The sequence below is a fragment of the Pseudobutyrivibrio ruminis HUN009 genome (assembly GCF_000703005.1).
Lineage (GTDB): Bacteria > Bacillota > Clostridia > Lachnospirales > Lachnospiraceae > Pseudobutyrivibrio > Pseudobutyrivibrio ruminis_A.
This window is the reverse complement of the sequence record NZ_JNLH01000001.1, coordinates 86079-100247: the sequence shown is the minus strand read 5'-3', so window position 1 is coordinate 100247 and position 14169 is coordinate 86079. Positions and strand designations below refer to the sequence as shown.

Below are 14169 nucleotides of genomic sequence, written 5' to 3'. Positions count from 1 at the left end.
GCCGTAACCAGCGAGATATATTGGGGGAATTTACACATGAATATTAATGAGATAATTGCTGAGGGCAAGAAGACAGCCCTTGGTATTGAGTTTGGCTCTACACGAATCAAAGCTGTTCTCGTTGATGAGGAGAATAAGGTTTTGGCTCAGGGGGATCATGAATGGGAGAACCATTTAGATAATGGTATCTGGACATATCCTCTTGATGAAGTGTGGGCTGGACTTCAGGATTGCTATGCAAAGCTTAAAAAAGACGTAAATGATAAATACGATGTTAAGCTTACAAAGATTGGTGCCATCGGATTTTCAGCTATGATGCATGGTTATCTTGCATTCGATAAGAATGACAATCTTTTGGTTCCATTTAGAACATGGAGAAATACTATCACAGGTGAGGCTGCAGCAGAGCTTAGCAAAGAGCTCAACTTCAACATGCCTCAGCGCTGGAGTATTTCACATTATTATCAGTGCATCCTAAACAAGGAGCCACATGTAAAAGATGTCGCATACTTCATGACACTTGCTTGCTATGTTCATTTCAAGATGACAGGCAAGAAGGTAGCAGGTGTTGGTGAAGCATCTGGTATGTTCCCTATTGATTCAAAGACATGCCAGTATGACACAGCAATGCTTGAAAAGTTCAACAAGCTTGCAGCTGCCCATGGTGTTACTACAAAGGTAGAGGATTTAATGCCAGCTGTTTTAGTTGCAGGTGACGATGCAGGAACTCTTACAGAGGAAGGTGCAAAGCTTCTTGACCCTACAGGAGAGCTTGAGCCAGGCTGCCCACTTGCTCCACCAGAAGGTGATGCAGGTACAGGTATGGTTGCAACAAACGCAGTTTCAGCAGGTACAGGAAACGTTTCTGCTGGTACATCAGTATTCTCTATGGTAGTTTTGGACAAGCCATTATCAAAGCCTTATGAGGAAATCGATATGGTTACAACTCCTACTGGTGAGGCAGTTGCAATGGTTCACTGCAACAACTGTACGTCTGATTTAAATGCGTGGGTTGGAATATTCAAAGAGTTCGCAGATGCGTTTGGAATGGATGTTTCAATGAACGATATTTACGGCACACTTTATCGCAAGGCACTTACAGAAGATGCAAATTGCGGTGGCGTTGTTTCTTTCAACTACTTCGGTGGCGAGCCTGTTGTTAATGTAAACGAAGGCCGTCCAATGGTAGTTAGACAACCAGATGCCAAGTTTAGTCTTGCAAACTTCATGCGCTCAAATCTTTACGGCGCACTTGGAGTATTAAAGATTGGAAACGATATTCTTCTTAAGGAAGAGCATGTGAAGGTAAAGTCTATCACTGGTCACGGCGGATTTTTTAAGACAAAGGGTGTTGGTCAGTCTGTTCTTGCAGCAGCGCTCAATGCTCCTATCACTGTAATGGCTACAGCAGGCGAAGGTGGTGCCTGGGGTATGGCTGTTCTTGCTAATTATCTTCTTCGTGAGGACAAGAGCAAGAAGTTACAGGATTATCTTGATGAAAAGGTATTTGCAGGTCAGGAATCTACAACAATGGAGCCAGATGCTGATATGGTAAAGGGCTACGATGAGTGGATGGTTGACTACCGCAAGGCACTTAAGGCTGAGGCATGCGCCGTGGAGTCGTGGCGATAAACTGAGTTTAATTATTCAATGAGCTGGTAGTCAGCAAGCTCTTAGAACTCTCAAGTGAAACATATGTTGAACGGAGAGTTACTAAGGCTTGTAGACGTGACCAGCGGACTAGGGGTATAGAATATGTTAGAAGAATTAAAAAAGCAGGTTTATGAGGCTAATATGGAGTTGCCAAAGCGTGGGCTTGTTACTTATACTTGGGGCAATGTTTCTGGAATCGACAGAGAGTCTGGAATATTTGCAATTAAGCCATCAGGTGTAGAATACGATGAGCTTAAGCCTGAGGATATGGTACTTGTAAACCTTGATGGAGAGGTTGTAGAAGGAAAGTACAAGCCAAGCTCAGATACAGCTACTCATGTTGAGCTTTATAAAAAGTATGAAAATATAGGAGGCGTAGTTCATACACATTCTACATACGCAGTAGCTTGGGCACAGGCAGGAAGAGATATTCCTTTGTATGGAACAACTCACGCAGATTATTTCTGTGGACCTATCCCATGCACTAGAAATCTCACTCCAGAAGAAATCGATGAGGCATACGAAGTAAATACTGGAAAGGTAATCATCGAGACATTCGAAGAGCGAGGCGTTAACACAAAGTACGTGCCAGGCGTTATCTGCAAGAACCACGGCCCATTTACATGGGGCAAGGATGCAGACCAGGCAGTATATAATGCAGTAGTGCTCGAAGAAGTAGCAAAGATGGCACTCTTCACAGAGCAGGTTAACCCAAAGGTTGAGCCAGCTCCAGATTGCATCAGAGATAAACACTTCTATCGTAAGCACGGAGCAAATGCTTATTACGGACAGAACTAAATAAAAATAATGTTGGGACCGCATTGCCAGTAGGTGATGTGGTCTTTTTTTCGTTGCATAAAATTTAATTGTTGACAAATACCCTATGGGGGTATATTATCGTCTTAACGAGGAAGATACCCCTCGGGGGTATATAAAGGAGCGATAATCATGGGAAATAAGGACGAATTAATAGAGGAAACTTGCGAATGCTGTTGCTCTGGCAAGCACAAAAGTCGCGAGGATAAAGAATTTAAGGATTTGATGAATCGTCTCAAAAGAATTGAGGGGCAGGTTCGCGGAGTGGAAAGCATGCTTGAGAAGGATGCGTATTGTACAGATATTCTCATGCAGGTTTCTGCCATCACATCAGCTCTCAATAGCTTCAATAAGGTATTGCTTGCAAATCATGTAAAGACATGCGTTGCAGACAACATCCGCAATGGCGACGAAGAGGTGGTAGACGAGCTTGTTGCGGTTCTACAAAAGCTTATGAAGTAAGCACCGGAAGGAAGCTTCGATGTAACTTATTGTTTAGGTGATTATCGGCATATTTTGTTAAGTTAAAAATGAAGCAAGAAATATTACACTTAAAAAATGAGAAACCTGTTAAGTGAATATAAGAAAAACAGAAATAAACTTAAAACTAATTAAAAAGATTTAAGTATGATTAAGTTTATTAGCAAGATTATGATATTCACTTAACAATTTATGTAAATATGTAAGTTTATTTTGTTTATTTCAGAATAGACTTAAGAAATTCAAAAAGTAGAAGTATAATTTTAAGTTTTTTCTTGTAAATCATAGATTCACTTAATAGGAGTTTATAGTTTTAAGTGTGATCTATTAAATTTTGAAATTCACTTAACTTTTATCTGGTTTATATATAAGTGAATCTGAAATATTGATAATAAAACTTAACACAATAGAAAAACACAATTAGATTTGGAAGGAAGTGATATATTGGAACAATATAATGTGACAGGCATGAGCTGCGCGGCATGTCAGGCTAGGGTGGAAAAAGCTGTATCCGCAGTTCCTGGTGTGGACAGTTGTGCAGTTAGTCTTCTAACGAATTCAATGGGAGTTGAGGGAAATGCAGACTCTGCTGAAATCATAAAGGCTATCGAGAATGCAGGCTATGGTGCCAGCTTAAAGGTAGATGGTTCTACAGGAGCAAGTGCTTCAGTGCCAAATTATGATAATGAGCTTGCTGATACAGAGACTCCAAAGATTAGAAATAGATTAATCGCTTCAGTGATACTACTGATCCCTCTCATGTATGTGTCTATGGGGCACATGCTTTGGGATTGGCCTCTGCCAGGTTTTCTGGATGGAAATCATATCGCTATGGGATTGTATGAAATGCTTCTTACAATCGCGATTATGATTATCAATCAAAAGTTTTTTGTCAGCGGATTTAGAGGGCTCATGCATGGTGCACCTAATATGGACACTCTTGTGGCCCTTGGCGCCACAGCATCCTTTGGATACAGTGTATTTGCTTTATTTGCAATGACATCAGCTATGGTTGCTGGCAATATGGACAAAGTCATGGAATACATGATGGAGTTCTATTTTGAATCAGCGGCTATGATTCTTACACTGATTACAGTTGGTAAGTTACTGGAATCTATTTCAAAGGGAAGAACCACCAATGCCCTAAAGGATTTGATGAAGCTTGCTGCCAAGACAGCAGTTGTATTAAAGGATGGAGTAGAGACAGAAGTCCCTATCGAACAGGTCAAAATAGGAGATAGATTTGTTGTAAAACCTGGTGACAATATCCCGGTGGATGGAATCGTTGTAGATGGAAGTAGTGCAGTTAATGAATCTGCCCTTACAGGTGAAAGTATTCCTGTTGATAAGACAGTAGGTGATTCGGTTTCGGCTGCCACAAGCAATGAAAGCGGCTACATGGTATGCGAAGCCACTAGAGTTGGTAAAGATACAACACTTTCTCAGATTATCCAGATGGTTAGTGATGCAGCAGCTACAAAGGCGCCAATTGCTAAAATCGCAGATAAGGTATCAGGCGTGTTTGTTCCAACAGTTATCGTAATTGCGATAATCACATTTATTGCGTGGATGCTTGTTGGTCAGCCTGTGGGCTATGCTCTTGCTAGAGCAATTTCTGTCCTTGTAATCAGTTGCCCATGTGCCCTTGGCCTTGCTACACCTGTTGCCATTATGGTAGGAAATGGCATGGGAGCCAAGAATGGCATCATGTTCAAGACAGCTGTATCTCTTGAAGAAACAGGAAAGGTTCAGATTGTCGCCCTTGATAAAACAGGTACAATCACAAAAGGTGAACCAAAGGTGGTTGGTATCTTTGAAGCCGAGGATGTGGATGATGTGGATCTTCTTCGAGTTGCCTTCGCAGTAGAGAATAAATCAGAGCATCCGCTAGCTAAAGCTATTGTAGAAAATGGCCTGGAAAATGGTATGGAGCCAGCTGAGGTTACAGACTTTAAGGTTCTATCTGGAAATGGAATCACAGCTATTTTGGATGGAGAGGAAGTCTACGGAGGAAACCTTGACCTTATAAAACAGCATGTGACTGTTAGTAAAGAAATAATTGAGCTTGCAGATAGACTAGCGGAAAAAGGCGAGACACCATTATTCTTTACAAAGAATGGCAAGTATCTCGGAATCATTTCTGTTGCAGACGTTATTAAGGAAGATTCTGCAGAAGCAATAGAACATTTGAAAAACTTGGGCATCCACGTGGTAATGCTTACTGGTGACAATGAAAAGACTGCAGCAGCCATAGCAACGGAGGCAGGTGTGGATGAAGTTGTAGCAGGAGTAAAGCCAGAGGGCAAAGAGGAAGTAATCCGAGCATTGCAGCAGTACGGCAAGGTTGCTATGGTAGGCGATGGAATCAATGATGCGCCAGCACTTACCAGCGCAGATATGGGAATTGCCATTGGTGCAGGTACAGATGTTGCTATCGATGCAGCAGATGTAGTTCTTATGAAGAGCAGACTTTCAGATGTTGCAGCAGCAATCAGACTCAGCCGCGCAACATTAAGAAATATTCATGAGAATCTATTCTGGGCATTCTTTTACAATGTTATTGGAATACCACTTGCAGCAGGCGCATACATACATGCATTCGGCTGGACTTTGAATCCAATGTTTGGTGCAGCAGCTATGAGCTTATCAAGCTTCTGCGTTGTAACAAATGCGCTTAGATTGAATCTATTCAAGATGCATGAACATGGCAGGGATAGAGCAATCAAGAATTCACTTGGTCATGAAAAATTATTAGTTAATAGCCAGTACTTATTAGATGGAGAAATAAAGGAGGACAAATCAACAATGGAAATTACAGTAAAAGGAATGATGTGCGCTCACTGCGAAGCACACGTAAAGGAAGCCCTTGAGAAAATCAACGGAGTAGAAGAGGCTACAGCAAATCACGAGGCAAATCTTGTTACACTTAAGACTTCAGATGATGTTGCTGAGGCAGATCTTAAGGCTGCTGTTGAAGGCGCAGGCTACGAATTCGTAGGCATTAAATAGTAATGCAAATGTCTGACAAATTATAAACAAAATATTAAATAATTATAAATTATTAGCACTCGTGCTTGACGAGTGCTAATTTTAGAGTTATAACATAATCACAAAGAGGAACAAAAGAAGTTCTTCTTTAACCACATTAACAATCAGGCTCAAAGAAGCCCGTAAATAAAAGGAGGTAAGTATTATGTTAATGCCTAGTATTTTATCAAATGATTTTATGGATGATTTCTTTGGAGTACCACGTGTCACAGGATTTGGAAGAAATTTCGATAATGACTTCTCAAGAATGATGACAACAGATGTTAAAGAAACCGAAAATGGTTATCAAGTAGATATGAATCTTCCAGGATTCTCAAAGGAAGATATTAAAGCCGAGTTGAAAGATGGATATCTTACAATCAAAGCTGAAACAAATCAGAACAACGACAGTCAGGACGAAGATGGCAACTACATCCGTCGCGAGCGCTACACAGGCTCTTGCAGCAGAAGCTTCTATGTAGGTGATAACATCACACAGGAAGATATTCATGCAGCATACAAAGATGGAGTTCTTACCCTAAGTGTACCTAAGAAGGAAGAAATTCCTCAGAAAGATGAAACAAAATACATAGCTATTGAAGGATAACTTGTATTAACACAAGCTCAAATCCCTAGTGTGGCTTAACTTTTTCGAAGGCTACTACCTAAACTAGTTTATCCTAGTTTAGGTAGTAGTCTTTTTTGTGTTTTGGTATAGTTTAGTGCTAAATACTTTTGCAAGATAAAGAGTAATCGACTTGGCGATAAGAATGTCGTCTAGTTACGCCACACTGCCCTTGAAAACTACTGCCTATTTCTTATTTTTTATTCTAGGCAGTAGTCCCCCAGCGCAGACCAGAGGCTTTGCCACTTATGAGGTGGCCTAGCATTAGCTGTATTAAGCATTAGAGCATAATCAACTTGTATAAACCCCAATATTTAATTTTAGTATAATTTAATAAAACTGCTACAAGGTCTAGTATTACTATATACAGATGACACTATATGTGCTATTATGCTGTAAAAGGGGAGATTATAATTTATGGAAACAACAGATATTTTATTTAGAACGCATTTAAATTATCAAATTGAAGCTAATAGCGATGAGGAGCAAGTTCGGCAAGTTACGCGGGACGAAATCGAAAACATTGACCTACATCGCTGTACTTTCTCTGACTTCAAAACTTTTCTTACTTACATTCGAGACAATTACCCAGATTATTATTTTAGTGATGCTGCTATTGAGGCGGTTAAGCCAACAGGCTTTGATGAAAATGAAAAATATGATTTTGTATCTTTAACGGACTATGCAAAGCACACGGCAATCACTATTGGTAATATGACATTATTTAATGAACTGCAAAAGCTGGCTAGTGCTATAGAACTTAGCAATATAAATCAATACGATTTTGATCCTCAGCCACCAGTATACGAAGAATTAGGTAGCTGTGTAGTCGGTGGAGCCAATATTGATGCATATAAACTGACTGCATATTTCCATGAAAGTAGCACAAAAGAAAGGCCAATTGTTGCAGTTCGTTCATATTCCATTGGTACAAAAACATATTTGCTTAATCCGGATATTATCGATATTCATTCTATTTATAAGCCTAATGCCACATTAATGGAGGCATTTGCTTACATGTGTTATGAAGACTATCGTCAGCATCGTACATCGCAATCTTTTGATAGACTTCTAATTAGTGGGGATGTAGATGTAGAAAGTTTGGAAGATATGTATTCCAACCACTATGATTTACGCGTATACGATAGAACTAATTGATAAGCTGTTCCACAAATTCTTAAATAATTATTAATTATTAGCACTCGGACTTGTCGAGTGCTAATTTTTGTGTTAGAACATAATTACAAGATAAATAACGGGTGGAGGTGAGATTATGAACATCCAAAAATTTACACAAAAATCAATCGAAGCAATTAATGCATGCGAAAAAATAGCCATGGATTATGGCAATCAGGAGATAGAGCAGGAGCATTTGCTGATGGCGCTGTTACGCCAGGAGAATGGATTGATTCCATCATTGATTAGCAAGATGAACATCGATGTGGAACAATTCAAAAATGCTGTAGATGCAGCACTTCAAGCCAGAGTAAAGGTGCAGGGTGGTGAACTTCGAGTAGGTCAGCATCTCAATTATGTTCTTACTTATGCTGAGGACGAAGCTAAATCAATGCGTGATAGCTACGTTTCTGTTGAGCATTTGATGCTTGCCATGATTAAAAAGCCAAGCACACCTATTAAGAATATTTTCAAGGCATTCAATATTACAAGGGATTCATTCCTTGCAGTGCTTGCAACTGTCAGAGGAAACCAAACCGTAAATACGGATAATCCAGAAGCAACCTATGACACACTTGAAAAATATGGATACGATTTGGTAGAAAGAGCTAGAGAAAATAAGCTTGATCCTGTAATCGGTCGTGATGAAGAAATCAGAAATGTCATCAGAATCCTTAGCCGTAAGACAAAGAACAATCCAGTTCTTATAGGTGAGCCTGGTGTTGGTAAAACAGCAGTTGTAGAGGGCTTGGCTCAGCGTATTGTTAGAGGCGATGTGCCTGAAGCACTTAAAAACAAAAAGGTATTTTCACTAGAGATTGGCTCAATGATCGCAGGTGCCAAATATCAAGGTGAGTTTGAGGAAAGACTGAAGGCTGTTCTTGATGAGATAAAAAACTCAGATGGCGAAATCATCTTATTTATAGATGAGCTTCACACAATCATCGGTGCTGGTAAAAATGGTAATGGCGGTCTCGATGCAGGAAATATGTTAAAGCCAATGCTTGCTCGTGGCGAGCTCCACTGTATCGGTGCCACAACCCTTGATGAATACCGTGAGTACATTGAAAAGGATGCTGCTCTTGAAAGACGTTTCCAGCCTGTAATGGTTGACGAGCCAACAGTTGAAGACACAATCTCTATTCTTAGAGGACTTAAGGAGCGCTACGAAGTATTCCATGGAGTAAAGATTACCGATGGCGCATTAGTTAGTGCAGCAACACTTTCTAATAGATACATCTCTGATAGATTCCTTCCAGATAAGGCTATCGATCTTGTAGATGAGGCTTGTGCACTTATTAAGACAGAGCTTGATTCCATGCCAGCTGAAATGGATGAGATGAATCGAAGAGTTATGCAGTTGGAAATCGAGGAGGCTGCTCTTAAGAAAGAGACAGATAGATTATCGCAGGAGCGACTTGCAGATTTACAAAAAGAATTGTCAGAGCTTCGTGACGAATACAACACAAAGAAGGCTGCATGGGACAACGAGAAAAAGCTTGTTGAGGATGTGGCAAAAATCAAAGAAGAGCTTGATGATGTGCAGGGCCAGATAAAGGTTGCACAGCAGAAATACGATTTGGAAGAGGCTGCAAAGCTTCAGTATGGTAGACTTCCAGAGCTTGAGGCGCGACTTGCAGAAGCAGAAGAAAAGCTTAAAGCTAGGGATACAGGCCTGGTTCATGAAAATGTTTCAGAGGAAGAAATAGCAAGAATCATTTCAAGATGGACAGGTATTCCTGTAGCAAAGCTTAATGAAACAGAACGCAGCAAGACTCTTCATCTTGATGAGGAATTGCACAAACGAGTTATGGGACAGGATGAGGCTGTAAAGCTTGTGTCAGAAGCTATAATTCGTTCAAAGGCAGGAATAAAGGATCCAAGTAAGCCAATCGGTTCTTTCCTTTTCCTTGGACCTACAGGTGTTGGTAAAACAGAGCTTGCAAAGACATTAGCTCAGGCACTATTTGACGATGAAAACGCCATGGTTCGTCTTGATATGTCGGAGTACATGGAAAAATTTAGCGTCAGCAGACTTATAGGAGCACCTCCAGGATATGTAGGATATGACGAGGGCGGTCAGCTTACTGAGGCAGTTCGCCGTAAGCCATATTCGGTAGTACTTTTTGATGAAGTAGAAAAAGCGCATCCAGATGTATTCAATGTTTTATTGCAGGTACTTGATGATGGTCGAATCACCGATTCACAAGGCCGTACAGTTGATTTCAAAAATACAATTATTATTTTAACCAGCAATATCGGTTCTCAGTATTTGCTTGAAGGAATCGACGAGACTACTGGCGAAATCACCCAAGCGACAAATGATTTGGTAATGAATGATTTGAGAAATTCATTCAGACCGGAGTTTTTAAATCGACTGGACGAAATCATCATGTTCAAGCCACTTACAAAGAGCAATATTGGTGGAATAGTAGATTTGATTATGGCTGAGTTGAATGGTAGACTTGAAGACAGACAGCTAAAGATCGAACTTACTCCAGCAGCAAAGCAGTTCGTCATTGATCAGGGCTATGACCCAGTATATGGTGCTCGTCCTCTTCGTAGATACATTCAGAAAAATGTGGAGACTATGGCAGCTAAAATCATACTTGCAGGAGATATAAGTGAGGGCTCAACAATCACAATTGATTCAGATGGAACCAAGCTGTTTAGTTAAGACACAGGAGGATAATGCATTATGTCATTTCAAACTTTCATGTTTAAGTATATGGCAGCAAAGGGGGACAAAAAGAGGGATTCTACATTGACAATACCAGATGATATTCAACTTGAAACAAACATCAACTACCTTGGAAACAATGATAAATATAATCTTTTAGATGTTTATTTCAAGAAGGGCACAAATGAAACTCAACCTACAATTGTTAGCATCCATGGTGGTGGATATATCTACGGCACAAAGGAGATTTACAAACACTATTGTGTATATCTTGCAGGCCTTGGGTTCACAGTTGTTAATTTCAACTACCATTTGGCACCAAAAGCTAAGTTTCCATCTCAGCTTAATGAAATCAATCAGGTAATGCAGTGGATTGTGAAAAATGCCACTCAGTACAATATTGATATTAACAATGTATTCTTAGTGGGCGATTCTGCTGGAGCGCAGATGTGTAGCCAATATGCAGCTATCTTTACAAATCCAGAGTATGAAAAGCTATTTCCTTTTAGCACACCACAGGAAATAAATGTAAAGGCCATTGCACTCAATTGTGGCATGTACAAATTTGGCCTTGAAGCAGGTGGAAAGGGAAATGAAAAATTTACTCAGGACCTGTACAACATGTACGTTGGCAGAGACGATGATGAAGTAAAGAAACAGCTTGATGTGTTAGGTCAGATTACTGAAAACTTTCCACCAGCATATGTTATGACATCCTACTATGATTTCCTGAAAGCTAATGCAGAGCCTATGTACAATTTTCTTAAGGACAAGGGAATTGATACAGAATGGAAGCTGTATGGAGAGGAAGGTCAGGAATACATGGGACATGTGTGCCATGTAAATATGAATCTTGAAGAGGCAAAACAAATCAACCAGGATGAGGCTGCTTTCTTCAAAAAATATATAAAATAAAGGATTCCACTTATTTAGTGGAATCCCTGTATATAACATCAGTTTCGATGTATGTTTTCTTATATGGCATAAGAGGATTTGCAATTCTAGAAAGAAGAATTTCTGCAGCTGTGTAACCCATAGAACTGCTATGGATTTTAACGGTTGTGAGGCTTGGCTCTAAAAGGGCTGCCTCAGGGGCATCATCAAAGCCACACACCTTTACATCTGCAGGAGCATCCTTGCCTAATAATCTAAGAGCCTTTAAAACCGACATTGCCAAGAAGTCGTTTGCACAGAAAAACAAATCTGGCATGGTTTTAAGGGCTTTTATTTTTTCGCTAAGCCATAAAACATCTGAATATGGACAACTGTCATCCTCTAATATGCAGTTTGCTGTATCTATATTAATTCCTCTATCTGCAAGAACAGACACGTATGCTTGCCATCTCTCAAAGAATGATTGGCAGTGGAAACGATCACCTACGAAAGAGATATTCTTGCAGTCTTTTTTTATCAGAGTATCAAGCATGTGATAAGAGCTTGATAGATTTTCCATATACAAGACGTCGGCATTGATATCGCAGCGATGGGATATAGGGCTATCTATGAATAGAAGAGGTATGTTTTGTTTACACAAGAACTCGCTGTACTTTTCGGAAAAAAGCTCTATACATAGAATGCCGGCAATATTATCAATGTTAAGATTGCTAGGAAAACATAGATTGTCTATTTCATAATCTCTGATAATGTTGATGGTTAATTTGTAACCAAGGCTATCGATTTTGTGCTGGAATGCTTCTAAAAGCTTGGTTCCAGAGTGAGAGTAGCCAGGGAAGGAATGTGTAAATAGTGCAATTTCAGTTTTTCCATCTGAAGCAGGTACATTTGCACTCACTGTACCATTGTACATTGCTCTTGAATCAGGCATACTAAATTGCTTATATCCCATTGAAATGGCAGTTTGGCATATCTGATTTCTTGTTTCTTCTGAAACATTTCCTGTATTATTAAGGGCTCTTGAAACAGTGTTTCGTGACAATCCAAGAGCGTCTGCAATTTCTTGTAAAGTAACCCTTTTACTCATAATAGTCTCCTAAATTTAATCTAATATCAATCATACTTGAAGGTGATAAATGTGTCAATTGTAACATTTTGAAATAGTCTAGTATGTAATTTCCAACAAAATGAATGGTGCATTTGATTACATTTGCACAAAAATATATTACTTTTGCAAAGTATCATTGATTTATATGCACCATGAATGTAAAATTTATGGTGCAAGATATAGTGCAAATGCACCTTAGGGAGGTAATATGAGAAAAGCAGCGGTAGTGATTTTGGCCGGTATCATGGGTTTAAACATGGTAGGATGTGGCAATCAAACAGTAGAGGCAGAGGAAGAGAAGTACCTGGGAGAAGAATATGATAATTATGAGTTGTTTCCAGCTTCGGTAGAAGGATTTATTGGAGATACAATGCCTTTTTATGATGATGGAAAATATAATGTTTTCTATTTGGCTGATCAACGAAATGGAAAACAGGGTTATCATCCATGGGCTTTGATTCAGACCAGCAATTTTACAGAGTATGATGACAAGGGTGTGGTGATTAATTATGGAGATACTGTCGAAAGTCAGGATATTGCACTTGGTACAGGAAGCGTAATCAAGGATGACAAAGGAATCTATCATGCCTTTTACACAGGCCATAATGACACATATGAACCCAAGGAAGCTGTGATGCATGCAACAAGTTCGGATTTGGAAAACTGGGAAAAGATTCCATCAGATACATTTACAGGTGCGGGCAAGTACTCTACAGACGATTTCAGAGATCCATATGTTTATTATTCGGCTGATGACAAATGCTATGAGATGCTTGTAACCACCCGTTTTGATAATAAGGGAGTTATCGTAAAATACACATCCCAAGATTTGAGTAAATGGACTGACGGGGGAGTCTTTTTTGAGAATGACTTGGGAACCGATTCAAATATGGAGTGTCCATCTCTTCTTCAATATAAAGGAAAATACTATTTAGCATTTTCTGATCAGTGGCCAAACAGAGTTGTTCACTATCGTGTAGCAGATTCATTGGATGGACCATTTGAAAAGCCTGAAAGAGATACATTTGATTGCAATGGTTTCTACGCAGGAAGATTAGAGACAGATGGTGAGAATCTTTATGTAGTTGGCTGGAATGGAACAAAGAAGGAACACCAGGATACTGGAGAGTATGACTGGGGTGGAAATATGGTCACTCATTTCTTAAATCAAAATGCTGATGGAACATTATCACCAGTATTGAACCCAGAGATTAATAAGAAGCTGATACACGAACTTGATTTGGAACCACTGAAAATGACAGAGACAGTGAAAGCAGACGATACAACCTATGCCTTTAGCGGCGACAAATACGAAATGGTTGGCTTTAAGAATCTGATGGGAAGCTACCTGTTAAAGGCAGATATCAAGGATTTTGACGCTGATGGTATGTTTGGCTTTTGCTTTAATACAAACACTGAAAATGTAGGCAATCTGAATATCATTTTCAACGGGGCAAATAATAGAATCGAGTTTTACAACGGCAGCAACATAATGGAAATAAGCGCTCAATCCTATGTTGATTTTGATTTGTCAAAGGAGAAAGAGCTGCACATATCAATGGTGATCTCTGATGGAGTTGTTTGCATGTATGTAAATGATGAGCTTGCCTTTACAACTCGCATGTATTTATCACAGGGAATGGAATGGGGAATTTTCTCAGTAAATTCCAATGTGGTATTCGAAAATATGAGCATTAGTAAGTAGGAGGA

At 39.6% G+C, this 14169-nt stretch carries 10 protein-coding genes; 9 read left to right on the top strand and 1 reads right to left on the bottom strand.

The genetic code is table 11. The features are described 5' to 3' along the window. The first annotated feature begins 36 nt into the window (after positions 1-36). From BO15_RS0100450 to BO15_RS0100415, 8 genes are all read left to right on the top strand, one after another. Positions 37-1632 (top strand): xylulokinase, encoded by a 1596-nt coding sequence (locus tag BO15_RS0100450; RefSeq protein ID WP_033151562.1) that lies wholly within the window; start codon positions 37-39, stop codon positions 1630-1632. Positions 1633-1755: 123 nt separating this feature from the next. Continuing rightward, entirely contained in the window at positions 1756-2451 is a 696-nt protein-coding gene (locus tag BO15_RS0100445) for an L-ribulose-5-phosphate 4-epimerase (RefSeq protein WP_033151561.1), read from the top strand. Positions 2452-2601: 150 nt separating this feature from the next. Continuing rightward, positions 2602-2931, top strand: coding sequence for a metal-sensing transcriptional repressor (locus BO15_RS0100440; protein WP_207641070.1), 330 nt, complete (start codon positions 2602-2604; stop codon positions 2929-2931). A 462-nt stretch (positions 2932-3393) separates the two neighbouring features. Further along, a complete protein-coding gene (locus BO15_RS0100435; protein WP_033151560.1) occupies positions 3394-5958 on the top strand; it encodes a heavy metal translocating P-type ATPase in 2565 nt (854 codons plus the stop codon). A gap of 184 nt (positions 5959-6142) precedes the next feature. Beyond that, the gene (locus tag BO15_RS0100430) at positions 6143-6583 is read left to right on the top strand and encodes an Hsp20/alpha crystallin family protein (protein ID WP_033151559.1); all 441 of its coding nucleotides are present in this window, start codon (positions 6143-6145) and stop codon (positions 6581-6583) included. Positions 6584-7018: 435 nt separating this feature from the next. Then, the gene (locus BO15_RS0100425; protein WP_033151558.1) at positions 7019-7759 is read left to right on the top strand and encodes a hypothetical protein; all 741 of its coding nucleotides are present in this window, start codon (positions 7019-7021) and stop codon (positions 7757-7759) included. A gap of 115 nt (positions 7760-7874) precedes the next feature. Beyond that, positions 7875-10454 (top strand): ATP-dependent chaperone ClpB, encoded by a 2580-nt coding sequence (clpB, locus tag BO15_RS0100420; protein ID WP_033151557.1) that lies wholly within the window; start codon positions 7875-7877, stop codon positions 10452-10454. Positions 10455-10475: 21 nt separating this feature from the next. Next, entirely contained in the window at positions 10476-11372 is an 897-nt protein-coding gene (locus BO15_RS0100415) for an alpha/beta hydrolase (protein ID WP_033151556.1), read from the top strand. Between the two features lie 10 nt (positions 11373-11382). On the opposite strand, the gene BO15_RS0100410 is transcribed toward BO15_RS0100415, so the two are convergent. Next, positions 11383-12438 (bottom strand): LacI family DNA-binding transcriptional regulator, encoded by a 1056-nt coding sequence (locus tag BO15_RS0100410; protein ID WP_033151555.1) that lies wholly within the window; start codon positions 12436-12438, stop codon positions 11383-11385. Positions 12439-12667: 229 nt separating this feature from the next. Here BO15_RS0100410 and BO15_RS0100405 point away from each other — a divergent pair, with 229 nt between their 5' ends. After that, positions 12668-14164, top strand: coding sequence for a glycoside hydrolase family 32 protein (locus BO15_RS0100405; protein WP_033151554.1), 1497 nt, complete (start codon positions 12668-12670; stop codon positions 14162-14164). Positions 14165-14169: the final 5 nt, after the last annotated feature.

What these genes read in the sequence shown, in the direction of transcription:
- BO15_RS0100450 (WP_033151562.1), top strand. Translation starts at nt 37, where the DNA reads ATGAATATTAATGAGATAATTGCTGAGGGCAAGAAGACAGCCCTTGGT.
- BO15_RS0100445 (WP_033151561.1), top strand. Translation starts at nt 1,756, where the DNA reads ATGTTAGAAGAATTAAAAAAGCAGGTTTATGAGGCTAATATGGAGTTG.
- BO15_RS0100440 (WP_207641070.1), top strand. Translation starts at nt 2,602, where the DNA reads ATGGGAAATAAGGACGAATTAATAGAGGAAACTTGCGAATGCTGTTGC.
- BO15_RS0100430 (WP_033151559.1), top strand. Translation starts at nt 6,143, where the DNA reads ATGTTAATGCCTAGTATTTTATCAAATGATTTTATGGATGATTTCTTT.
- BO15_RS0100425 (WP_033151558.1), top strand. Translation starts at nt 7,019, where the DNA reads ATGGAAACAACAGATATTTTATTTAGAACGCATTTAAATTATCAAATT.
- clpB (WP_033151557.1), top strand. Translation starts at nt 7,875, where the DNA reads ATGAACATCCAAAAATTTACACAAAAATCAATCGAAGCAATTAATGCA.
- BO15_RS0100415 (WP_033151556.1), top strand. Translation starts at nt 10,476, where the DNA reads ATGTCATTTCAAACTTTCATGTTTAAGTATATGGCAGCAAAGGGGGAC.
- BO15_RS0100410 (WP_033151555.1), bottom strand. Translation starts at nt 12,438, where the DNA reads ATGAGTAAAAGGGTTACTTTACAAGAAATTGCAGACGCTCTTGGATTG.
- BO15_RS0100405 (WP_033151554.1), top strand. Translation starts at nt 12,668, where the DNA reads ATGAGAAAAGCAGCGGTAGTGATTTTGGCCGGTATCATGGGTTTAAAC.